The sequence below is a fragment of the Streptomyces alanosinicus genome, from assembly GCF_014650595.1.
Classification (GTDB): domain Bacteria; phylum Actinomycetota; class Actinomycetes; order Streptomycetales; family Streptomycetaceae; genus Streptomyces; species Streptomyces alanosinicus.
Genome location: NZ_BMVG01000018.1, coordinates 136,163 through 157,346 on the forward strand (window position 1 = coordinate 136,163; position 21,184 = coordinate 157,346).

Consider the following 21,184-nt stretch of genomic DNA (forward strand, 5'->3'; position numbering starts at 1 on the left):
GCACGCAATGCGGCGGCGGACGCCGTGTTCACGGACTGGTCCAGGAGACGGTCACGTCCAGCCGGGGTTGTCGATCTCCAGCGCGAAGGTCATCTGGTTACCCAGGGGCTGGCTGTCCTGGCCAGGCTTCAGCGAGACCACACCGAACTCGTTGTAGAACTGCGCCCAGTTCCACTCCGTGTGCTCCTTGACGACTTTGGTGATCTGCGGCACGTCGAAGAGCTGGCTGGTGGTCTTGTAGCCGATGGAACCCGCGGCGCAGTAGTTCTTGGGGCCGGTGGTCATCACGATGAGCCCGTTGGTCGGGCAGGTCACCCCGCCGATCGCGTGCGCGGGCGCGGCCATCGCCAGACCGGCGCCGGCCAGGGCGAGGGCCGAGACAGCGACTCCGGCCTTCCTGCGAATACTCATGGAATCCCCCATTGGTCAGGGTGCGGGCGAGCCCGCTGTGGACAGGTCTGCGGTGAGTTGAGAGAGGGTGAGAGTGCCCCTGCTCAGCGCCCATCCTCGTCGCCTACTTGCCCGGCCGACCATGACGTTGACCTGACGTTAGCCCGACGCTTCTGCGACGAAGCAGCAGGACCCGAGTGCTCGCTTAGAACTCCTAACGAAGTGATCTCCACGATGGTTGGATCACTCCGGGGCTGATGATCCACGGATGTGGCCGCCGCGGCGGTCGAAGTGCCGCGCGGAGCGTTGACGCAGGTCGGGATCGTCCTGCCGTCCCTGGGAGTCGACACGGCGTCCCCCGCACTGAACCTGATCGTTCGCCCCTGTCGCCCAGGCCGGCGCCCTGGCCGAGACCGAGCCGGAGAACGAGGTGCACCCGGCGCTGCGCGAGGCCCGCGAGGACCAGCCCCTGACCGTCACCAAGACTCGCGTCAGCGCGTTCTCCACGGGCTCGCTGGACCCTCTGCTGCGCGAGCAGGGCATCGACACACTGGTGCTCGACGGCATCTTCGCCAGCGGCGTCATCCTGTCCACCGTTCGCGACGCCGCCGACAAGGACTACCGCCTCCCGGTGCTCCGCGACGTATGCGGCGACCCCGACCAGCGGCAGCACGACACGCTGATACGTCGCTGCTGCCCACCCAGGCCGACGTCGTCGACGTGGCCGCATTCGAGGCCGCCGCACGCGCCGCATCGGCGCACTGGCACCGACCGCGGCGACCGCACCACCGAACTCCTCAGCCGCCTCGCGCCGGGAACCCAAAGGAGGTGACATGGCAACACCGGCACCCCTGCCCGCCGTGCGGGACGCCGCCCGCACGGTCACCGGCCTCTACCTCGCCCGCGAGGGCCACTACGCCTGGCGCCTCGGTGCGGGCATGGTCCTGGCCCTGGGCGTCCCCTTGGCGGCAGGCATCGCCTCGGGCCACGCACTGTCCGACGTCGCGGCCGGCATCGGCGCCTACCTGCTGAACCTGCTGGTCCCCCAAGGCGGCCGGTGGACCCGCGTCCGACAGGTCGGCCTGCAATGGCTGTCCTGCTCGGCGGCCACGGAGCTGGGGGCCCTGGTGAGCGGCAGCCTCCCGCTGACCGTACTGGCCGTCCTGGTGAGCGTGCCGATCGCGACACCAGGCATGGAGCCGGTCATCCCCCTGGTGTTCGCCGTGCAGGGGTTGCCCGGCGTCGGCGTCGGCACCTACGCCCTGATGTTCGTCGTCGGCGGCCTGTGGACCAGCCTGCTGCTGCTCATCCCGTTGATCGCGGGCCGTGCGGACCCCGCCCGGCCCAAGCCCGAGGAGCCCCGCCGACCCGAGGACAGGGCGTGGATCCGGCACTGCGCGAGCCTGCGCATCTCGGGCGCCGACCGCACGCCGGAATTCCGCTACAAGGTGCGGCTCGCGGTCTGCTTCACCCTCGTCTTCATCGCCGTCGACCTGCTCCACACCCCGCACGGCACGTGGGTCCTGGCGGGGATCTTCGGCTGACTGCGGCCGACCTGGGGGCAGACCACCAGCCGCATGGCCAAACGGGTGATCGGCATCATCCTGGGCACCAGCTTCGCCACCGCCCTGCTGATACTCGCCCTTTCCCCGTCCGTGCCGGTCCTCGCCGCCGTCACCGTGGCGTTCGCAGGCATCGCCCGGATCCTGCGCGGCTACAACTACGGCCTGTGGCCCGTCTTCGCCTCACCCGCCATGCTCCTGCTCTTCTCCCTGGACACCCAGTCCACTTGGATCGACGCTTTGGAGCGCACGTCGAACAACATCGTGGGTGCCGCCCTGGCGGCCCTGGCCACCCTCTTCCTGTGGCCGCACCACGGGCAGACCCTGGTCCCCGGGCGCCTGGAGGACCTGCTCATGACGCAGGCGCGCTACCTCGACCGCGTCGCCTCCCTGGCCGGAGGGCCCTTGCCAGCCGAACGCACCCGCACTCGCGACGCCGTCGAACAGCATCTGGCGACCTCGAAGACCAGGCTTGCCACCCAGCCACGCCCACCGCGGCAGCTGATGGCCGGGCTCGACGCCGTCCGGGACGCCTCCGCCCGCCTGCGGGCTTGAGGAACGCGATGGCTGCGCCGAGTCCGGCACTGATCAACGCCAACACAGCCGCCGGAACGCGAGCAGCCTCCGAAGAGAGCCCCGTCGCCCCCGAGATGCCGGCCAGAACGGCCGAAGGGAGTCCGAGACTGGTATGTGCGAACCACCACAGTCGGCGGTGGAAGCGAAACTTCTCCGACTGCCATTCACACTCGGCTCGAAAGCCCTCGACCTCTTGCCCCACGGTGTCATCTGACGGCACGTCATAGCGTGGAGCAACATGATGTTCCCGGCCCCATGAAAAAATCCCCCAGCTCATAGGGCGAGCGTGACATCTGTATCCCCACCTGCCCAGGGGCAGTCCACTTGGTCGCCTATGCCCAACTGTGACGCTCACAGTGGCAACTGAGGCGCTCAATCACAAGCAGATGAGTGGTGAGCGGCCGCTCTCGCGTCTGGACGCGCCGCGCTTCGCCCGGCGCGTCGTCGAGCAGCAGGCCACCCGGCAACTGGAGCTCATCGACCGCTGGATCTCCGATGCGGAGCGACGCGACGCGGAACGACGCCAGAAAACGGATCACTGAGGCTTTCGCAACGAAATGATCTCGTGAGGTGACTCGGCCCAGGCTCCCGCGAGCCGCGATGAGTCCTGTGGCGTCCGGCGGTCGTACTGTCGAACCCGCTACCGAGGAGGGCTTCTGATGCGCAGCGTGACCTATTCGATGAGCGTCTCACTCGACGGCTACATCGTCGGGCCGGACGGCGGCTTCGACTGGACGGCCCCCGACGAGGAGGTATTTCGCTTCTGGATCGACGAAATCCGGGAGGTCGGCGTCCACCTGTTGGGACGGCGGCTGTACGAGACGATGCTGTACTGGGAGACCGCCGATCAGGATCCATCGCTCGACGACTCAATGCTTGAGTGGGCCGCGCTATGGAAGCCGCTGCCAAAGGTGGTGTTCTCCACCACGCTGTCGGCGGTGCAGGGCCATGCCCGCCTGGCCTCCTGCGGTCTGGCTGAGGAGGTCGAGCGGTTGCGAGCCGAGCCGGGGGAAGGCGACATCGCGATCGGCGGCGCGACCCTCGCCGCCGAGGCGGCCGCATTGGGTCTGATCGACGAGTACCGAGCCATGATCTACCCGGTGCTGGTTGGCGGTGGCATTCAGTTCTTCCCCCGGCACGGGCGCCGGGTGGATCTCGAACTCCTCGAAACCCGCACCTTCAGCTCAAGAGTCGTCTACCTCCGCCACCGCGTGGCGCGCTAGCCGGCTCGTCCGCCGAACCCTGGGAAGAACGGGTCAGCCAGTGAGGTTCTCTCGGAGATCATGAGCACTTCCCGGGCGAAGCCGCGCACCAACTGTTCGGCGTCCGCCGCCGGGTAGTGGTCGCCGTAGGGGCTGAACGCGCCTCACAGAGCATCCAGCGCAGCCGTGCCAGGCGCGTGGTCGACGGCAGAGAGGAAGGCGTCGACGGAAGAGGTTGACATCGTGGACCACCACCAGGCCGAGCGACAGGGGCGTACGGTCGGCGTACGCCCGCGCCACGTCCCGAAGTCGTCGCTCCGCCCGCTCCCGGGCCCCACCGCCTGGCCGCCCTACCCGAGCTTGCGCAGTTGCCTGTCGCCGGCCAGCACGGTCCGGGGGCGTAGAACACGCCGAGACGGCGAACCGAACGATCACCGCCAACGTTGCCCACACGCTCTTCGCGCCGGCAGCACGCCATACGAAGGCCCTCATGCTTGTCCGCCCCTCGTCCACAGCTGCCTGTCCACCGTCGTACGCCCGGCCCGACCGCCACTGTCCACCAGGACAGCCCGGCCGGGCATGAGCACCCCTACTCGGACAGCTCCAGGCTCATGCCTGCCATCGTGCGTTCGAGAGCGTTCGCGCTCTTGGCACTCTGCGCGAGCGAGGCACCCAGGCACGGCTGCACGCGCGCCTGACGGATGGCCTGGGCGAGGCGGTGGGCGAATCCAGCTACCCCGTCCTCAGCGGGCTCGCGCGGACCGGCCCGCGCAGCGCCGCCGACCCCGCGGGCGAGATCGGCCCTGACCGCTCCGGCTTCACCCGCCGCGCACCCGCCTGGAGGAAGCCGGTCTGCTGCGCCGCGAACCCGACCCCGACGACCGCCACGCCACTCTGCTCACCCTCACCGAAGGATGATCGTCAAGCCTGTGTCCGGGTCGTCCCAGAGGTAGTGCAGATGCTCGTACTCTGCCGACTGCGACAACACCGATCTCGTGGCCGGAGCGCACATCACGGACACCAAGGTCTTCAACCCTCGCTCGGCCGGCGGAAAGACGCGGTGTGGAAGGAACAACGTCGAACTGCTCTGCATCCGGGCCGCCTCCGGGACCATCGGCGGACTTGTAACCAACGTGACGAGTGGCCTCAACGTCCGGCAGATCCCTTCCCTGGCCCGGAATTCCGGACCACCGCCGAACACTGACACCGCAGCACTGTGCCAAGACCTCCTGGCTCACGATCACGCGACTCTCTGCCTCACACGTGGCGCAGGGCCAACCACGAGTTCGTGTCACCGAAGCCTGAATACCGTGGTCGCAGGCCCGCCCGCCGAGGCCTGCCACCAGGCAGCCGCGTAGCTTGAGGGCGAGGGAGCCGAGAGCGACCGAAGCAACGGCTGTCAGTGCCGGCCCAGGCCCTGCTGAAATTCTCTCTCCCACGCTCCCGCGACCGGCACAGGCAGCTGGCCGCGTTCATCGACCTGCGCGTCCTCAACCCCCGAGCGCATCCGCTGGCGAAGCGGTATCGAAGCCGCCGCCGTCTGGGCTTGGGTAGCGGCAGGGGTGCGACCGGGCGTCGTCGGGCGCACCCCCGTTCAGATCAGCGGGGTGATCTGGTCCTCGATACCGAGCAGGGCCCGGCCGTACATCTCGGTCGCGATGGCGGGGTTGACCATGGCATGCCGCGTACCAGTCTCCAGATCCCGCCAGATGCGCTGCAGCGGACTGTCGTCGGCGAAACTCCGGGCCCCCTGGACGTTGAGCAGCAGGTCCAGTGCATCTCGTGAGCAGCGGGCGACTGTGCCGATATCCATGCGCGCCCGGGTCCGGTTGACCACAGGCATGCACCGGCCGCTTGCCGCCCAGTTGTCGGCATCGTCTGCGGCACGCATCAGGTGCAGGGTGGCAGTGTCGATCAATGATGCCGCCTCGGCGAGCTGCATCTGGGTGGAGGGCGCCTCGCGTGCCTGTGAGTAGTGCGTATGCGAGATGCCCCGGCCCGTGGCGAGGGAAGCCAGCACCAGCTCCATCGCGCCGCGGGCCAGGCCCAGCAGCGGGCCGGCGAGCGACAGGGCGAGCGTAGGGACGAACGCCGCGCGGTACAGGGTCTCGTCCTTGAACTCGGTCGGATAGGTGCCCTGGAGCGCATGCGTCACCGACAGAATGCGGTGGGCTGGGACAAAGACGCCGTCGGCGATGAGGGTGTTACTGCCGGTGCCGCGCATCCCGGCAACGTGCCAGGTGTCCTCGATCGTCAGCTGGTTCACCGGGACCAGGGCCAGTGCTTGGTCCAGGTGCTCGCCGCGCTCGTCTGTGAGCGTCATGCCGAGCAGCGCCCATCGGGCGTGGAGACAGCCGGAGGCAAAGCCCCACCGTCCGGTGACGATGCTGCCTGCGCCGGCCGTCCTACCGGTCCCATGGGGTGGCAGGACCGCACAGGCACGGGTGCTGGGGTCCTGCGCGTAGACCTCACGCTGCGCGCGTTGGGGATAGAGGCCGATGAGCCAGCCCGAGATGTTGATCAAGCTGGTGGTCCAAGCAGTCGATCCGCAGCCGCGGCCGAGTTCGGAACTTACTTCGACCAGCGTCCGGATGCGTTCCTGGTGCCCGCCGAGCCGCCGGGGAACGGTGAGGCTGAACAGGCCGGCCTCGTCGAGTGCCGCGATGTTCTCCGCAGCAACACAGCGGTCCTGTTCGGTGCGGGCCGCGTTGCGCCGGAGCAACTCGACCAAGGCTGCGGCCCGTCCGGGCAGCGTGGCCTGCTCGAAGTCCGGGGCAGATTCCGCGGTGCCCATCGTCATGAGAGGTCCTCCCTCGCACGTGAACCACCTGGCAAGAGGCCAGCGGCCAGTCCCAGCACCGTACCCGTATGCCTGCCCGCGCCTCCTGCTGCGGTCGGCCACCTGCTGCACGGAATCGGAAAGACCGCGCCTGCGGCCTCCTCAACGAGGGCGATCCCACGGGCTCTCGGTTCGCAGCAGCCCGTCGGCGAGCTCCAGGACGACCGCGCCCACACCTGCCTTCGCGAACCGGATGGTGACGGTGGCTGTCACGGCCCGTAGGGTGTCGATGGGAGTACCGAATGTCGACACCAGCCCGAAGTCGAGGTGGTCCAGGAGCTCCGCCGCGCCGGCGTCGCGCGTCGCGTGCCGGTCTCCTCCCCCGGTGCAGCCGGTGACCTTGGCCGCCCCGACTCGTATGTCGGCTCGGTGCCAGCCGTTGATCAGCGCGGTCGCCACGGTTGGTCTTACCGGTGTGTCGGTGACAGCCGATAGATCACCGGTCATGCACGCAGCACCGATATCCGCGGTAGACCAGGCGGTAGACCAGACCGTCGAGTGCCCCCTGTTTGATCACCCTGCTGTAGGACGAGGCCCGGTCCCGGCAGATCACCTCGGTGCCCTGGGCACGGTCAGCCCGTCAGCGACCGTCGCCACATCCCGGTCCGGCAGGACGTCGACTCCACGTCGACCAGCAGCGTTCCGTAGGTGTGGCTGGCGCGTCCGAACGCGAAATCGTCAATGCCCAGGAGCTGGGGAGCACGGGCCGGCACCGCGACGCCTGGAGCAGGCCGAGCAGCCCCGCACGGCCGGTGGGAATTGCCAGGCTGCGGCGCAGCCGTGCACCGGGCCGTCCGCCCAAGGCCAGGGCCAGGACCAGAGCTCGCCAGAGCCACTTCGCCATGGGCGCTGCCCGAGCGTACTTGCTGGTCAGCCCCTGGATCTGTGCGGCGAGCGTGCGTCGTGGTCAGTCGGCCACGTGGGAAGGAGAACCGGCGTGCCGTCAGTTTGACCACGACGCGGCGCCTGCCCATGGGTAGCTCGGTGAGGTGCCGCTCGTAGCCGCTGTGCACCCGCCGGGAGACCGCCGAGCAGTCCGGACACGCCAACTCCTCGGTGGCACAGTGCGCTTCCACCACGACCAGCCCGTCCGTCTCGGCGAGGCGGTCCAGCATCAGCCCCGCCGCCCGCGGCGTCAGGACCGCCTTCAACACAGGCAACTTCCCCATGACCAAGGCATTCCCACACTATCCCCGTGATCGCAACGGCTATCGCTCGTGGCCGTCACGAGATTTCGACCAGACCCATCCTGAGTGTCCGGCAACAGTTCCTTTCGCGACCGCGCGGATGGCGCGGGCGAGCAATCCCCGTGGTACGACGGCGATGTGGGTGCGGAACCGGCTGGACGGGTGGTGGCACGACGAGAACTTCGACGCCTGGTTCCCGCGGCCCGGACTGTCGCCGACCCAGCTCGTCACGGTGAGCGTGCCGCAGTTCCTGCTGGACCTGTCCGACCGGCAGGCGGCCGAGGCGGTGCGCCGCCGAATCGACTTCACGCACGCCCTCGCGCTCGATCTTGACGATCCCGGCTTTCGTCACAGCGTGCTGTCCGACTTCGGCGGCTGCCTGGCCCGGGACGACCGCGCAGATGCCCTTTCCGGGCTCGCGCCGGCGCGAAGGGTGTCAAAGCCCCCTCACCCAGATCAAGGGCTGCCGCGCCGGGGACGAGAGGGTGGCCGGGGCGTGGAAACCGCCATCCGACCACCCTCTTCAGCCGCTACGGGATTTCACCCCGTGCGTCGTCGGTCACCCCCAACGCTGAAGCTTGCCGCCCGCGTCGATTCCGGCGTAAAGGCCATTGCCGCTGTTCGTGCCCAGGGTCATGCCGGTGGCCTTGTTGCTGAGGCGCCAGCCGTTGGAGAACTTGGTCTCGTACCACTTCTGGTAGTTGCTGCCGTCGCACGAGGCGGTGTGGATCTCACCCTTGTAGTGCTCGAGGCAGTCTCCGTTGTAGTCCCCGCTGTGCAGGACGAACGTGCCGTCACTCTGCTTCTTCTCGTACCACGTTGCGTACCCGGAACCGCAGTCGCCGGGGATGGCGACGCCGGAGATGTGAGCCAGGCACTTGCCAGTGCCCTTGTTCTTCCAGGTGACGTTGCCGTCGGCGAACGCCTGTCCCGACCCCGCGAGGATCAGGACCGTCGATGCCGCGAACGTGCCTATCAAACGCTTCTTCATGGAGTTCCCCCTGTGTGATGCGATAACGCGACTGGTCGCAAAGCGAGTTGGCGACCCGTTTGAGGCCGGGCCGTCTCGTACCCGGCTGCCTACGGGTAGTAGGTGCGGTCGCAGGTGTGCATGATCCAGCCGTGCTTGCTGCCGTAGGAGATCAGTTCCCACTCGGTGCTGGTCCTGCCGCAGGCGGTGTACTTCTCGCTGAGCTTGCTGGCGATGTAGCAGCCGGTGGCGCCCTTCGGGAAGAGGCCGACAGCCGTGGCGCTGGTCCTGGGGGCGGTGCGTATCTTCACGCTCTCCTTCGCCTTGGCCGGCCACGAGGCCGGACAATCGATGGTGGCCCGCACGCCGCTGGCGGGCGCCGCAACGGCCGGTGCACCGGCGGTGCCGATGCCCACGATGGCGATCGCGGCTACGGCGACCCCGGCGAACTTCCTACGCATACATAGTCCTTGTGCTCGATGACGCTTTAATGCGCTCTACCGCGCATTAAGGATCACGCTATCGACGTGTGTGCACGTCACACAAAGCGGCTCCGGGCGGAACTGTGAGCCCGGCGTGAAGATCTGGTGCGCACTAGACTGGCTGTTCGTGACTGAGAGATCAGCGGGTCGATCAGAGGGCGCGGAGCGGCCGCCCCACGGCTCAGCCCGACCCGGCGGGCGCACGGCCCGCACCCGCGCGGCCGTCCTCACCGCCGCCTCGGACGAACTCGACGCAGGCGGGTTTGCGGCGCTCACCCTGGACAACCTCGCCGCGCGCTCCGGCGTACACGTCTCCACGATCCGCCGCCGCTGGCGTACGGTCGAGGGCGTCGTCGTGGACCTGCTGGCCCAGCACAGCTCCGCGCTCCCCACCCCCGATTCCGGAGACCTCCGGCAGGACCTGCACGACCTGGCCCAGACCATCGCCGACTTCCACGGCACACCACGCAACCGGAACCTCATCGAGGCCATCGTGGCCGCGGCCGCACACACCCCGCGCATCGCGGAGATCGTCCGCGGCGCCTTCACCGCACGCACCGAACACGTGACCCGGATCGTCGGCCGCGCGGTCGCTCGCGGCGAACTGGCTCCGGACACGGACGCGAAGGACGTCATCACGGCGCTGAGCGCACCCTTCTACTACCGGCTGCTGATCCTGCGGGAACCCATCGATGCCCGTCTGGTCCACACGAGCGCGGAGGCGGCCTACCTCGCGGCACGCGCAGGGGCTTTCGGGGACTTCCCGGAACACTGACAGGGCCGGTGAGCGGGGTACGGGCCCGTGAACACCGATGCCGACGCCGATGTAGCCCTCGTCGGCGAGCGTGGAAAGCCCATCGGCGGCGGCATCGCGGACCGGCCCCGGCGACGACTGCCCCGGCGGCCACGCCACAGTCGACCGCCCCTGCCGTCCCCATGTCCTGCCGGGGCGAAAGCTGTGAGGGCCGGTGTCCGACCCCGTCCGGATGCACAGGCGACGCACGAACGGAGAGCAGCGTGGCGGCCTGCGTCTACTCGGTGCGGCTGCGCTTCAGCCCCCGCTGTGGTGCCGTATGGACCGAAGTCGCCTCTCGCGTCGGTACGGTCCGCGAGGTCACCATCAAGATGGAGCCGAAGGACGAGCTCTCCTCTCCGCCCAACGACCGCTTCCCGTCCAGCAGTCCGATGCTCGCCACGACCGACCCACGGGCGGGACGACCGGTAGTCCCGTGTCCCGCGCTGGGCGTACTCCTTACACCACCTGATAGTTGGCCATCATCGCCATGTCCTCGTGTTCGAGGTTGTGGCAGTGCAGCATGTACCGGCCGCGATAGCCGCGGAAGCGGACCAGTACGTCGACGACCTCGTACGGACGGATGTCTACCGTGTCCTTCCAGCCGGCGTCGGTCGGCTCGGGCGCCTGGCCGCCGCGCGACGACACCTGGAAGTGGGCCAGGTGCAGATGCACCGGGTGGTGGAAGTCGCTGGTGAAGCGCCAGCGTTCGACCGTGCCGAGGCGAGGCCGGGCCAGGATCCGTGAGGTACTGAAGGGGCGGCCATTGATGGTCCACGCGTCGTCGGAACGGCGGAAGTCGAAGTGCCGGGTGGTGACGGCCGACGCCGAGTGCAGGGCCGTATAGCGGGAGAGGTGTGCCGGCACATGGCTGGCGTCCTTCTCCCTGCGGGCGATCCGGAAGCACATGACCTGGCGCATGCGGCCACCCGCCAGAGTGTTGACCAAGGTGACCTGGCTGCCGACCGGACAGCCGGTGAAGTCCACGACCGTGTCGAAGCGTTCGCCCGGCGCCATGGGGATGCCGTTCAAGCGCTGGGGGGCGGCCAGCAGGCCGCCGTCGCCGCCGATCTGCGTGAAGGGCAGGGTGCCACCGTCCTCCCGGCGCAGCACCAGATGGTAGCGGCGGGCGTTGGAGGCGTTCAGCAGGCGGAGGCGGTGCCGGGTCGCGGAGACTTCCGCCTCGGGCCAGGGCGCGCCGTTCACCAGCTGTACGTCGCCGAGGACGCCGTCCATGTAGGCGTGCTCGACTCCAGGGGTGCCGGTGCACGACGGTGAGTGGCCGGGGTAGCGGAAAGAGCCGTCCTCCTCGAAGGAGCGGTCGCAGATCATCAGCGGGATGTCCCGCTCGCCGCCGGGCAGTGGCAGGGCGTCCTCCTCCTGGTCATGGACCAGGAACATCCCCGCCAGGCCGCGCCAGACCTGCGGCGCGCTGAAGTCCATCCGGTGGTCGTGGTACCAGAGCGTCGCGGCCCGCTGGCCCATCGGGTACGTGTACGTCTTGTAGCCCTCCGAGACCGTCCAGTCTGACGCGGGGGCGTACATGCCCGCCATGGCGCCGGACGTCATCCCCCGATCCTTGAACGCTGCGCCGCACTGGGCGGGTACGAGCACATCGGTCGGGTAGCCGTCGGAGTGCGGCGGTGTGACGCCGCCGTGCAGGTGCAGGGAGGTGGGCACGGACAGCTTGTTGAGGACGCGTACCTCCATCCGGCGGCCTGAGCGAGCGGTGAAGGTGGGGCCGGGGAAGATGCCGTCGTATCCCCAGATGGTCGTCTTCAGACCCGGGATGATCTCTACGGACGCCTCACGCTGCGCGATGCCGTAGAAGTCGGTGCCGTTGGCACTGCGGGTGGGGCGGGCACGCCGGGGCACGGGCAGGGGTACGGCGAACTGCCGAGGCGGCCGGATCCTGCTGGGCAGGACCGTTCCGGTGTGTTCGCCCGACCACTTCTCGTACGCCGCCGCTCCGGCGGGCACGGCGAGGCCGGCTGTGATGCCGGCCGTGAGCCCCAGGACGCGTCGCCGCGATGTCATCCGCCCTCCTGATCCTTGTATGTGCACGCCCAGCAGGCCAGCGCCACTCCGGCGCCGAACACACCGAGCGCCAGCGGGACATGGCCGCCCACCAACCGGGCCGCACCCAGCCACATCTGCACCCCCACCAGCACGACCAGTCCGACCGCGAGCGCGAAGGGCCAGGCCGGACCCTTCATGGAGCGCCACACCAGCAGGGCCGCCACCGCTTCGACGAGAACGAGGGCCGCGAGCACCTGTGCGTTGGCCACGTGCAGGTCGAGGAAGCGCACGTCACCGGTGATGAACAGGCCGGCCAGGGCCGCTTGGAGCAGGGTGTCGAAGACGAACAGCAGGGCGATGGTGCGCAGCAGGGTGAGCGGCCAGGTGCGGGACCGCGCCGCGGGTCTGCCGGGCGGCGGCTCCTCTTCCCCCGGGCGCGGCCGCGGAACCATGGCCTCTGTGGTCGTGTCAGACATGTGCCACTTCACCGCCATCGACGCGGGCCTGCGCCTCGAACGCCTGGAACCCGGCCTCGACGCCCATGAAGATGTCGTTCATGACCAGGTAGCCCTGCGCGATGAGGGGCGAGTCGCGCAGTTCCTCGATGAGGAAGTAGTACGCCTTGAGGTCTTCGGTCTCCAGCAAGGCGAAGTCGGAGAAGGCGGTGGTGAACGCCTCCGCGTCGAAGAAGCGGGCAGAGACACGGTCGGCGTACTTGGCGAACAAGGGGTGGACATGGGCTGCCGCCATCGCGTTCCGCTCCTCGCGGGAGAGCGCCAGCCAGGCCGGGGTGAAGGTGTGGGTCAGGATGATCGTCGTCTTCACGACAGGGTCCCCCGTTTTCGAATGCAGTTTTAGCTTACGGCGTTTACTAGATGTGATAGGCGTTAACATTGTCAAGCGCGGGCCGGTCGGCGGAGCCGCGACAGGCCAGGAGGCAGAGCCGTGAACAGCGAGACCCCGTCGGTACGACGGGCTCGGCAACGCGAAGAGGTGCGCGAACGCCAGCGCGCCGAAACGAAGTCCGAGATCCTGCATCATGCCCGCCAGTTGCTGGTGGACGAGGGCCCGGCCGCCGTCTCCCTGCGTGCCATCGCACGCGAGATGGGGATGACGGCACCAGGGCTGTACCGCTACTACGCCGACCACCGTGAGCTCGTCCAGGCCCTCACGGCCTCCCTCTACGACGAACTGGCCGCCGCCCTGGAACACTCCCGCGACCAGGCACCCGAGCAGTCCCCCCGGGCTCGCTTCACCGCCACCGCACACGCACTGCGGACCTGGGCCCTGAGCCACAAGCCGGAGTTCGCGCTCATCTTCAGCAAGCCGATGCCCGACGCCGACTGCGCTCCAGGAGACCCCTGCCATACCGCCAGCTGGCGCTTCGGCGGCGTCTTCGTCGGCCTGATGCTGGAGTTCTGGCGGGCGGGCACCCTCCCGCTGCCGAAGACCGGCGTCCTCGACCCGGACTGGCTCGTCCAGCTGGAGGAGATGAGGGAACACCTCGGCTCCGAACAGCCGCCCCTGGAAGCGCTGTACGTCTTCGTCCTCGCCTGGTCGCGCCTGTACGGCATGGTGTCCATGGAGGTGTTCGGACACCTGGACTTCGCCCTGACCGATCCCGAGCCGCTGTTCGAGCACAACCTCCGGGACATCGTGGAGCTGCTCGAAGCCGACGCGCGCGACAACCGGTAATCCGCACCGCGCCGAGATCAGCGCCTCGGCGCGGAGCGGCCGTCAGTGCCCCGACGAACCGCCGCGTTCCGCTCTGCGCCGCAGGTCCCGACGCCCGCCCCAAGGAGTGAGGATCTTCATGCGGTCCGTCCCTCGCATGTCGCAGCGACCGGCGAGGGCCCTGCGTAACACGGTCAACTGCATGTGCGCGTAGCCGCCAGCAACCCGTCACTCAGGTCACGGGATCACCACCGGCCGCGCCACTTCCAGAAGCTCGCGTTGTCGTCCGTTCACGACAGACCACCGGTGCACGAGCGCCAGCCCCCACCGCACCCGCACGCCCTGCACCGAGTGCTGTCGGAAGTGGGAGTTCACGGGGCTGCCTGGTCTCTTCCGGGACAACCGACCACCAAGATGCCCGCGTCGTGCACGCCGTCAGAGTCTCGTGATGTCCTGGTGGCTGCTCCTCTACAGCTTTTCCATGCCGGCCCGCTCTCAGCCCCGCAAATGCACCGGCGCGCTGGACATCTACAGGTCCCCCGACGCGGCGGCCCTGGAGTACGCCCTGGGCATGGCACTCGAAGTGATTCCCCACCTGGTGCTGGAGGAGCTGCACCTGAGGCCGGTGCCGCTCTCCAAGCCGCTCGCCCTGTAGGCCGCCGGGGCAGCGCAGTGGGCACTGATGTGCCCTTGGGTCGCGTCACGCCAGGCCGAACCAGCCGAGCACCGTCTGGACCAGCAAGATGGTGGACATGGCGGCGACGCCGACGACCACGGCGGTGGCGGCGACGCGGTAGCGCGGGCCGTTGGCGGCTTCACCGAGGACGGAACGGCGGTTGGTGAGGACGAGCAGGTAGACCAGGACGATGGGGCTGATCAGACCCTGGAGGACCTGGGTGCCGATGAGGAGCTGGATGACATCGACGGGGGTCATCGCCACTGCGGCACCGAGGATGATCTGGGCGGTGAACAGGCCCAGGAACAGTGGGGCGTCGCGGAAGCTGCGGGAGACCGAGCGCTCCACGCCGGCCGCCTCTCCTATGGCGTAGCTGGCCGACAGCGGGACAACGGCGCCGGCCAGGGCGGAGGCTCCGATCAGACCGAACGCGAAAAGCAGTTCGGCGTTCTGGCCGGCGACCGGCTTGAGGGCCTCGGCCGCCTGGGCGGCGGAATCCAGCGGGCCCGTGCCGCCGATGGCGGAGGCCGTGGCGATGATGATCGTCAGGCTGATGACGCAGGCGAACACCGCGCCGAGGACGGCGTCGGCCCGGATGAGGGGGTAGTCGGCAGGCTTGGCGCCCCGGTCGACGACGCCTGCGGCGGCGTAGAACTGCATGTACGGGCTGACAGTGGTGCCGATCAGGGCGACCGCCAGCAGGATGAAGCTCTTGTTCGGCTCCATGTGAGGGACGACGAGGTGGTGGCCGACGGCGCCCCAGTCGGGGTGACCGAGGATCATCGCGATCGGGTAGGCGAAGAACGCCAGCGACATGATCAGGAAGATGCGCTCGGCCCAGCGATAGGAGCCGAACAGCACCAGCGCCCACAGCAGGATCGCCGCTGGCGGAATCACCGCCCACTTGGGGACGCCCAGCAGCTCGAACGCCGCGCCGATACCCGCGAACTCGCTCACCACCAGACCGGTGTTGGCCAGCAGCAGGCAGAAGACGGCCAGTGCGGTCAGGCGGAGGCTGAACTGCTCGCGGATCAGGGCACCGAGCCCCTTGCCGGTGTGGGCGCCGAGGCGGACGGCCATCTCCTGCACCATCACCAGGGCGATGGTGACCAGGACCATGAAGAACAGGGTGCCGTAGGTGAACTGGGAGCCGGCTGAGGCGTAGGTGGCGATGCCGGCGGCGTCGTTGCCCGCGTTCGCGGCGACCAGGCCGGGGCCCGCGATCGCCGCCACCATGGTGATGCGCCGCCGGCCGCTACGGCGAGCAGGCGCCGCCTGAGCCGGAGCGACATCCAGGTCGTGGGTCACTGCAAGAACCTCCGGAAGTGCAGGCGGCCGCGCTCGGGCAGCATCGCGTCGAGCAGGTCGTCGGCCAGTATCCGGCCGAGGGGCCGGTCGGTGTCGTCGACCACCAGAAGGGAAGAGGCGCGGGCGGCGACCAACTGGTCGGCGGCCTCGGCCAGCGGGGTGTCCGCGTGGACGGTGGCGGGCGGGCCGAACTGGGCCAGCCAGGCCACCAGGTCGGCCACCAGGGACGTGTCCTCGGCCACCGCCAGGTCGAACAGACCGACATCGCACAGCAGCCGGTCCTGCTCGTCGATGACGGCTACGGCGTCGATCTCGGTGCGGTGCTCGGCCTGTTCCGCCAGTCGGCCCCGTACCTCGGCGACGGTCTCGGCCGGGCGAGATGTGAGCAGCAGGGTGGTCATGGCACCGCCCGCCGTGCCCTCCCGGTGCCTCAGCAGACGGCGCAGCTCCGCCGCTTCTCCCTTCGGCATCCGTGTCAGCAGAGCCTCACGCTCCTCACGGGTGAGGCCGCGCAGGGCATCGGTGGCCTCGTCCGGCTCCATCTCGTCGACCAGCCGGGCGGCGTGGTCGGGTGCGGCCTCACGCAGAAGATTCTCCAACTCGGCCGGTTCCATCTCCTCCAGCGCGTCGGCAGCCTGCTCCGGCTCCAGCCAGCCCAGCAGCTGCTGCCGCTCACTGCGGCCGAGGTCTTCGAGAATGTCGGCCAGATCGGACGGGCGCAGCCGCTGCAGCACGGTTCGGGAGGCCCGCAGCCGCACCTCCGCCGGTCCGTCGGTGGCCTGCTCGCCGAACGGGGCGACCGCCTGCCAGTCCAGCACGCGCTCCGGGGTCGGCCGGGCCTGCCAGCGGCGCGGGCCGAGCCGACGCAGCAAGGTGGGCAGGGAGACGTCGACGCCGACCAGGACCACCTTGTCGACGAGCGGTGCCAGGTACAGGTCGGCGGCCCGTGTGACCTGCACGCCGTCCACGTCGACGAGCTGGTGGTCGAGGACGTCCCTGGCGAGCAGCACCTCCCCCGGGCGCCGGGAGAAGTCCCGCATGTCGATCCGCGCGGTGCGCAGCCGTACCTGCCCGGCGTGCACCTTGCCGATGGCGTCCGACGCGAGGAAGGTACGTCGCCGCCCGATCCGCAGGATCAGTCCGGTGACCGGCGGGTACGACTCCTCGCCGTACAGCCGGGCGACCACGTCGACGACGCGGCCGACCTCCTCGCCGGCCTGGTTGGTGACCGACCCACCGACCAGTCCGGCCAGCGAGACCAGGGACGTACGGACGGCTTTGGAGGTGGTGGCGCGGCGCTCCAGGGTGACCCGGCGGTCGCGCAGACGGGCCGAGGTGGACATGAGCAGAGTGTTGACGGACAAGATGAACACCCCCTTGCCCCGGCATGACGGGGCACCGGGCGGCCACGACAGCGCACGCGCCCAGCCACCGGACCCGGCGCCAGGGCACACGGGGACCCGACTCTCCGGGCAGGCCCACGACGAAGGCCGGGCGAGGTCAGATCAGTGGAAGAGAACGGGCTGCCTCAGGCCGCGGAGGGACGGCAAGGACAAAGCGGGAAAGGGCCGACTATGGCCCGGACTACTGTCCATACTCGCCTCCTCCCGGTCCCGGCCGTGCTCACGACGTCACGGCCATGCGGCAAGGGCAGCCGGGAAGAGACCCGACGCACCCCAACTCGTCAGAGCTTTGGCACTCCACGGCGTGTCCCCGCACCTGCGGGGAAGCCACTTGGGATCACCCCTTGGGCCGGGGAGACCTGTCCTGATCCGGAGCGTCTCTCGACGGGTGGGATCAGTGGCCTGTGTCCGTGAAGACGCCTCACCGAACGAGGTGTCTCATCAAAACCGGGTCAACGATACGCCCCCACCACCCGGCCCTCCCGATCCATGACCGGCGCTTGACCTCGTGACTACGGGACCGTGACCGTCGCCGCCTCCACCGCGGTGCCGGCAAGGGCCTGATTGTGCCCCCACTCTCCGCCCAAGCCCAACCCCGACGACCAGAAGCCGTTCCTCCGCGTATGGACCCCGGTCGTACTGAGCCTCAGCGCCGGCGACAACCCACGAAATACCACCAAGAGACGGTAAAGCCGAACCGTCTACGCCCGGAACTCCACCAAGCGCCACCTGCACGAAATCCGGTCTGACACTCCATCAGGACGTGCGTCAAACGAGCGTCAGCACCCGCGGCAACGTGCCGATCGCCCCTTAGCGAGGCCGTTCCACCAACGTTCCCACAGCTGATCGTCCAACCTTTTGCTGTTGCAGAACGGCGGCGAGCAGCTGCTGAGCCACGAGATGGCACGGCGCGAGCGCCGGGAAGGCCGCTTCCGACCAGCCGCGCGCCACAGCAGAGGCAGCGCGGCCGCCTGCAGCAGCGTTCCGCTCCAGGCCGAAGTCGTCGGCCAGGCCCCGGCGTCCGTAAGCGTACGGTGCCGACGGCGTCGGTAGGGTCCTCTCGTGACGTACATCGTGGCCCTCGCCCCGGGCCAGGTGGCCGAGAACGAAGACGACGGGCTCGTCAAAGTCGGCCGGCGGTGCGCCCCCTGCGAGCACCCGGGATCAGCGCTGCCGAAGCCGGAACGCTCACCACGTGGTGGTCCGTCGTCCCGACCGCCGGCCTCGACGTAGTAGTGCTTCGTTACGTCGAGTGATCTCGCCTGGTGGTAGGCATCTTCCTGGGTATGAGGCTGGGGAAGTGGAACAGCTCCGCGGTGACTTGTCGGAGTTCGTTGCCGATGTGTTCGCTTCGGTGCCGCGGCGGGATCAGTGGGGGTGGGGCGAGTGTTGTCTGCGGGGTCTGATGCTGGACGGCCGGCGCAAGTCGATCCAGCCGATGCCCGAGCGGCTGCCGGACGGCAACATGCAGGCCCTGCAGCAGTTCGTGAACCAGTCGCCGTGGGATCCGCTGCCGGTGCGGCGGCGGATCGCCGAACGGCCGTGCGGGGCCATCGGCCCTGAGGTGTGGGTGGTCGACGATGTGTCGTTTCCCAAGTGCGGGACGGCGTCGGTGGGGGTGGCCCGGCCCGGCAGTACTGCGGAGCGTTGGGCAAGCGGGCGAACTGCCAGGTCGCGGTCAGCGTGCACGCGGCCACCGACACCGCCTCGTGCTCGCTGGACTGGGAACTGTTCCTGCCCGAGGACTGGGCCGGCGACCATCACAGGCGCCGGCGGGCCGGGATCCCTGACGAGGTCGGGCATGCCTCCAAGACCCGTCTGGCTCTGGGCCTGCCGGACCGGCCGGCCGGGCAGGGGCTGGCGGTGCCGGTGATCGTGGCCGATGCCGGCTACGGCCGCAGCGTCTGCTTCCGGCTTGCTCCGGAGGAACGCGGTTGGTCATACGTCATGGCCGTCGACCCCAAAGAGATCGCACGGCCGGCCACGGCCGAGCCGTATCAACCCGCTTATGGCGGACTGGGACCGCCGACGCTGCCTCGCTACCGCGAAACACCCCGCCCTCTGCCCGGCCTCGTCGACGACGCCACCGTTTTCGAGGAGGTCACCTGGCGGCAGTGCAGCAAGGGCGGGAGACCTCGCACTTCGCCGTGGTCAGGTGCGGCCGTCGGGCAGGGAAGCCTGCCGAACCGCCCAGGAACAGGCCGGGGGACGCAGCCGGTGGGACGGCGTGCTGCCTTTGCGGACTCTGCTGGTCGAACGGCCCGAAGAAGCCGGCGAGCCGACCGGCTACTGGATGACCAACCTGGCCGCCACCACCCCGATCGTCGACCTGGTGCGGTGGGCGAAGATGCGCCGGCGGATCGAGCACGACTACCGCGAACTCAAACACGGCCTCGGCCTGGACCACTTCGAAGGCCGCACCTGGCGCGGCCGGCACCACCACGTCACCCTCGTCACCGCCGCCCAGGCCTTTCTCACCCTCTGGCGGCTCGACCCAAAAGCACACACACCGGCCTGACCCTCTACCAGGTCCTCGACATCATGCAGGACCTGCTGAGGTGCTGGACCGGCACCTGCACCACCTGCGACCGACCCCTGCCGACCAGCAGAAGAAGAACCTGACGAAGCACCACTAGGGCGTGTCTCTTCGATCATGTCTAGAGCCTGGTGAGGCGGTCGGCGTCGAGGCTGGCCGCCTCTGGACGGTGGGAGGCATTCGTGATCGGCTTGGAGCATGAGTTCTTCGATACGTCATGTCACCATCGATGCCGCCGACCCGTTCGTTCTTGCGGGCTTTTGGGCCCAGGCCCTGGACGGCTCGCTGGCTGATGACGACTTTCCCGGGGATCCGGAAGCCGTGGTCACGACTGCTGCTGCCACCTTGCTGTTCGTCAGGGTCGATGACCGCAAGGCGATGAAGAACCGCGTGCATCTGGATCTCCAGCCCCAGGACCGCACCCGGGACGAGGAGGTCGAACGTCTGCTCTCGCTCGGTGCCACGCTTCAAGGGGACCACCGAAGGCCCGACGGAACCGGGTGGGTGACGCTGTATGACCCCGAGGGCAACGAATTTTGTGTCGAACGCAGCGCGGCGGAGCTGGCGAACGGTTGATCTCCCGTTGCCTGGTTACGTCTGTCAGGTCCGGAGCCAGATGAGCAGGGCAGCAGCGGTTACGGTGCCCAGGTAGACGTAGCCTCACAGCCATGACGGGTAGCCACTGCTCTGAACTGCTTCAGCTTGTTGACCGCCCGTTCCACCGAGTTCCGAGCCCGGTAGCGGGCCTTGTCGAAGCCGGCGGGGCGGCCACCGCGTGAACCGCGCTTGCGACGGGCGGTCCGGTGGTCGTTCTTCTCCGGGATCACGTGCTGGATCCCGCGCGCCGCCGTAGGTACCTGCGGATCTTGCTGTTGCCGCCCTTCAACTGAACCACCTTGGAGCCTACGCAGTGGGGGTGCGTCAGCCGCAACATGATGTGGTTCATCCTCGCGTGGTTCATCAGGAGTAGTTCGGCCTCCCCTGTCTCGTCGATCAAAAGATCGCAGGCCGCGCACCTCTTCCGAGAGCTCCCTTGATCTTCCTCATGTCAGAGCTTGGGGTGGAAGTGCTGTCCTCGCAATCTGCTTTGACGACGAATCCGTCGTCAGAAGGTCGGAGTCGACTGCGGATGACTTCCAGGACGCGGTCGTCTACAGAATTTCACGCTTGAAACACACGTCATTCGCGTCGAACTCGCCGCCCGGAGGAGGGTCTGGTCGGTAGCGCCCGCAGTTGCACCGCGGGCCCCCAAGGCGTCGGCCGGCGACAGCGACACGGCCAGGTGTCCATGTATCGCCTCAGTGAACTCCTGGGAAACTTAGCCCTCTCGACATTGACGGGGACATGTCTACGCGCGTCATGCTGTGCGGCATGAACTTCCCCCCACAGATCACCAGGATCGGCGCCGCGGGCGCCCTCGCCTCGGCCCTGCTCTTCGGCGCGACCGCGGTGGCCGCGACGCCGGCCGTCGCGGCCACCGCCCACGTCACGACGGCGCACACCAACCTCGTTGACGCCAGCGACATCGGGAACGTCTGCTACTCCCAGCTCCCCTCCCAGGCACACG

General features: G+C 68.8%; 19 protein-coding genes, 7 pseudogenes and 1 riboswitch. Of the genes and pseudogenes, 14 read left to right on the top strand and 12 right to left on the bottom strand.

Annotation, left to right across the window (positions count from 1 at the left end; translation table 11 throughout):
- Positions 1 to 51 precede the first annotated feature (51 nt).
- A complete protein-coding gene (locus IE277_RS29585) occupies positions 52 to 411 on the bottom strand; it encodes a hypothetical protein (protein ID WP_189956754.1) in 360 nt (119 codons plus the stop codon).
- Between the two features lie 379 nt (positions 412 to 790).
- Here IE277_RS29585 and IE277_RS29590 point away from each other — a divergent pair.
- The 6 genes and pseudogenes from IE277_RS29590 to IE277_RS47695 all read left to right on the top strand — a co-directional run.
- A pseudogene (locus IE277_RS29590) lies at positions 791 to 1,222 on the top strand (cysteine hydrolase family protein); the annotation flags it as partial.
- A gap of 1 nt (position 1,223) precedes the next feature.
- Positions 1,224 to 1,934, top strand: a complete 711-nt coding sequence (locus IE277_RS29595; protein ID WP_189956755.1) for a hypothetical protein — start codon at positions 1,224 to 1,226, stop codon at positions 1,932 to 1,934.
- Positions 1,935 to 2,507 (top strand): FUSC family protein, encoded by a 573-nt coding sequence (locus IE277_RS29600; RefSeq protein WP_268252670.1) that lies wholly within the window; start codon positions 1,935 to 1,937, stop codon positions 2,505 to 2,507. It begins immediately after the preceding gene.
- Positions 2,508 to 2,872: 365 nt separating this feature from the next.
- Entirely contained in the window at positions 2,873 to 3,070 is a 198-nt protein-coding gene (locus IE277_RS29605) for a hypothetical protein (protein ID WP_189956757.1), read from the top strand.
- A gap of 117 nt (positions 3,071 to 3,187) precedes the next feature.
- Positions 3,188 to 3,751: a dihydrofolate reductase family protein gene (locus IE277_RS29610; protein ID WP_189956758.1), complete on the top strand. Its 564-nt coding sequence runs from the start codon at positions 3,188 to 3,190 to the stop codon at positions 3,749 to 3,751.
- A gap of 661 nt (positions 3,752 to 4,412) precedes the next feature.
- Positions 4,413 to 4,642 (top strand): annotated as a pseudogene (locus tag IE277_RS47695) (MarR family winged helix-turn-helix transcriptional regulator); the annotation flags it as partial.
- A gap of 682 nt (positions 4,643 to 5,324) precedes the next feature.
- Here IE277_RS47695 and IE277_RS29620 read toward each other — a convergent pair.
- From IE277_RS29620 to IE277_RS49710, 3 genes are all read right to left on the bottom strand, one after another.
- Positions 5,325 to 6,530, bottom strand: a complete 1,206-nt coding sequence (locus IE277_RS29620; protein WP_189956760.1) for an acyl-CoA dehydrogenase family protein — start codon at positions 6,528 to 6,530, stop codon at positions 5,325 to 5,327.
- Between the two features lie 141 nt (positions 6,531 to 6,671).
- Positions 6,672 to 7,016 carry a hypothetical protein gene (locus IE277_RS29625; protein ID WP_189956761.1) on the bottom strand — a complete coding sequence of 115 codons (345 nt, stop codon included), beginning with the start codon at positions 7,014 to 7,016 and terminating at the stop codon, positions 6,672 to 6,674.
- A 125-nt stretch (positions 7,017 to 7,141) separates the two neighbouring features.
- A complete protein-coding gene (locus IE277_RS49710; RefSeq protein ID WP_373310919.1) occupies positions 7,142 to 7,738 on the bottom strand; it encodes a transposase family protein in 597 nt (198 codons plus the stop codon).
- A 154-nt stretch (positions 7,739 to 7,892) separates the two neighbouring features.
- On the opposite strand from IE277_RS49710, the pseudogene IE277_RS47700 reads away from it, so the two are divergent.
- Positions 7,893 to 8,114, top strand: a pseudogene (locus IE277_RS47700) (transposase); the annotation flags it as partial.
- A gap of 201 nt (positions 8,115 to 8,315) precedes the next feature.
- Here the strand turns inward: IE277_RS47700 and IE277_RS29635 are convergent.
- Positions 8,316 to 8,747, bottom strand: coding sequence for an RICIN domain-containing protein (locus IE277_RS29635; RefSeq protein WP_189956788.1), 432 nt, complete (start codon positions 8,745 to 8,747; stop codon positions 8,316 to 8,318).
- A gap of 89 nt (positions 8,748 to 8,836) precedes the next feature.
- Positions 8,837 to 9,187 (bottom strand): hypothetical protein, encoded by a 351-nt coding sequence (locus IE277_RS29640; protein ID WP_189956762.1) that lies wholly within the window; start codon positions 9,185 to 9,187, stop codon positions 8,837 to 8,839.
- 148 nt (positions 9,188 to 9,335) lie between these two features.
- On the opposite strand from IE277_RS29640, the gene IE277_RS29645 reads away from it, so the two are divergent.
- Complete coding sequence (locus IE277_RS29645) at positions 9,336 to 9,983, top strand: TetR-like C-terminal domain-containing protein (protein ID WP_189956763.1); 648 nt, start codon at positions 9,336 to 9,338, stop codon at positions 9,981 to 9,983.
- Between the two features lie 161 nt (positions 9,984 to 10,144).
- Positions 10,145 to 10,408 (top strand): annotated as a pseudogene (locus tag IE277_RS49715) (DUF2690 domain-containing protein); the annotation flags it as partial.
- 52 nt (positions 10,409 to 10,460) lie between these two features.
- On the opposite strand, the gene IE277_RS29655 reads toward IE277_RS49715, so the two are convergent.
- The 3 genes from IE277_RS29655 to IE277_RS29665 are packed head-to-tail and all read right to left on the bottom strand — an operon-like array spanning position 10,461 to position 12,845.
- Positions 10,461 to 12,038, bottom strand: a complete 1,578-nt coding sequence (locus IE277_RS29655) for a multicopper oxidase family protein (RefSeq protein ID WP_189956764.1) — start codon at positions 12,036 to 12,038, stop codon at positions 10,461 to 10,463.
- Positions 12,035 to 12,496, bottom strand: coding sequence for a hypothetical protein (locus IE277_RS29660; protein ID WP_189956765.1), 462 nt, complete (start codon positions 12,494 to 12,496; stop codon positions 12,035 to 12,037). Before IE277_RS29660 ends, IE277_RS29655 begins: the two co-directional genes overlap by 4 nt.
- Entirely contained in the window at positions 12,489 to 12,845 is a 357-nt protein-coding gene (locus tag IE277_RS29665) for a darcynin family protein (protein WP_229882050.1), read from the bottom strand. The genes IE277_RS29660 and IE277_RS29665 overlap by 8 nt, the downstream gene beginning before the upstream one ends.
- Before the next feature lie 120 nt (positions 12,846 to 12,965).
- Between IE277_RS29665 and IE277_RS29670 the strand changes: the two genes are divergently transcribed.
- Positions 12,966 to 13,715, top strand: a complete 750-nt coding sequence (locus IE277_RS29670) for a TetR/AcrR family transcriptional regulator (protein WP_189956766.1) — start codon at positions 12,966 to 12,968, stop codon at positions 13,713 to 13,715.
- A 427-nt stretch (positions 13,716 to 14,142) separates the two neighbouring features.
- Positions 14,143 to 14,349, top strand: a complete 207-nt coding sequence (locus IE277_RS29675) for a hypothetical protein (RefSeq protein WP_189956767.1) — start codon at positions 14,143 to 14,145, stop codon at positions 14,347 to 14,349.
- A gap of 45 nt (positions 14,350 to 14,394) precedes the next feature.
- Here IE277_RS29675 and IE277_RS29680 read toward each other — a convergent pair whose 3' ends face one another.
- Both IE277_RS29680 and IE277_RS29685 read right to left on the bottom strand, forming a co-directional pair.
- Positions 14,395 to 15,678: an NRAMP family divalent metal transporter gene (locus IE277_RS29680; protein ID WP_229882051.1), complete on the bottom strand. Its 1,284-nt coding sequence runs from the start codon at positions 15,676 to 15,678 to the stop codon at positions 14,395 to 14,397.
- A complete protein-coding gene (locus IE277_RS29685; protein ID WP_189956768.1) occupies positions 15,675 to 17,042 on the bottom strand; it encodes a magnesium transporter MgtE N-terminal domain-containing protein in 1,368 nt (455 codons plus the stop codon). Before IE277_RS29685 ends, IE277_RS29680 begins: the two co-directional genes overlap by 4 nt.
- 304 nt (positions 17,043 to 17,346) lie before the next feature.
- Positions 17,347 to 17,521, bottom strand: a riboswitch (M-box (ykoK) riboswitch).
- Between the two features lie 815 nt (positions 17,522 to 18,336).
- On the opposite strand from IE277_RS29685, the pseudogene IE277_RS29690 reads away from it, so the two are divergent.
- A pseudogene (locus tag IE277_RS29690) lies at positions 18,337 to 19,599 on the top strand (IS701 family transposase).
- A gap of 216 nt (positions 19,600 to 19,815) precedes the next feature.
- Positions 19,816 to 20,193, top strand: coding sequence for a VOC family protein (locus IE277_RS29695; protein WP_189956769.1), 378 nt, complete (start codon positions 19,816 to 19,818; stop codon positions 20,191 to 20,193).
- A 24-nt stretch (positions 20,194 to 20,217) separates the two neighbouring features.
- On the opposite strand, the pseudogene IE277_RS47705 reads toward IE277_RS29695, so the two are convergent.
- Positions 20,218 to 20,479, bottom strand: a pseudogene (locus IE277_RS47705) (IS5/IS1182 family transposase); the annotation flags it as partial.
- Between the two features lie 509 nt (positions 20,480 to 20,988).
- Between IE277_RS47705 and IE277_RS29700 the strand changes: the two are divergent.
- Positions 20,989 to 21,184 (top strand): annotated as a pseudogene (locus tag IE277_RS29700) (ribonuclease); the annotation flags it as partial.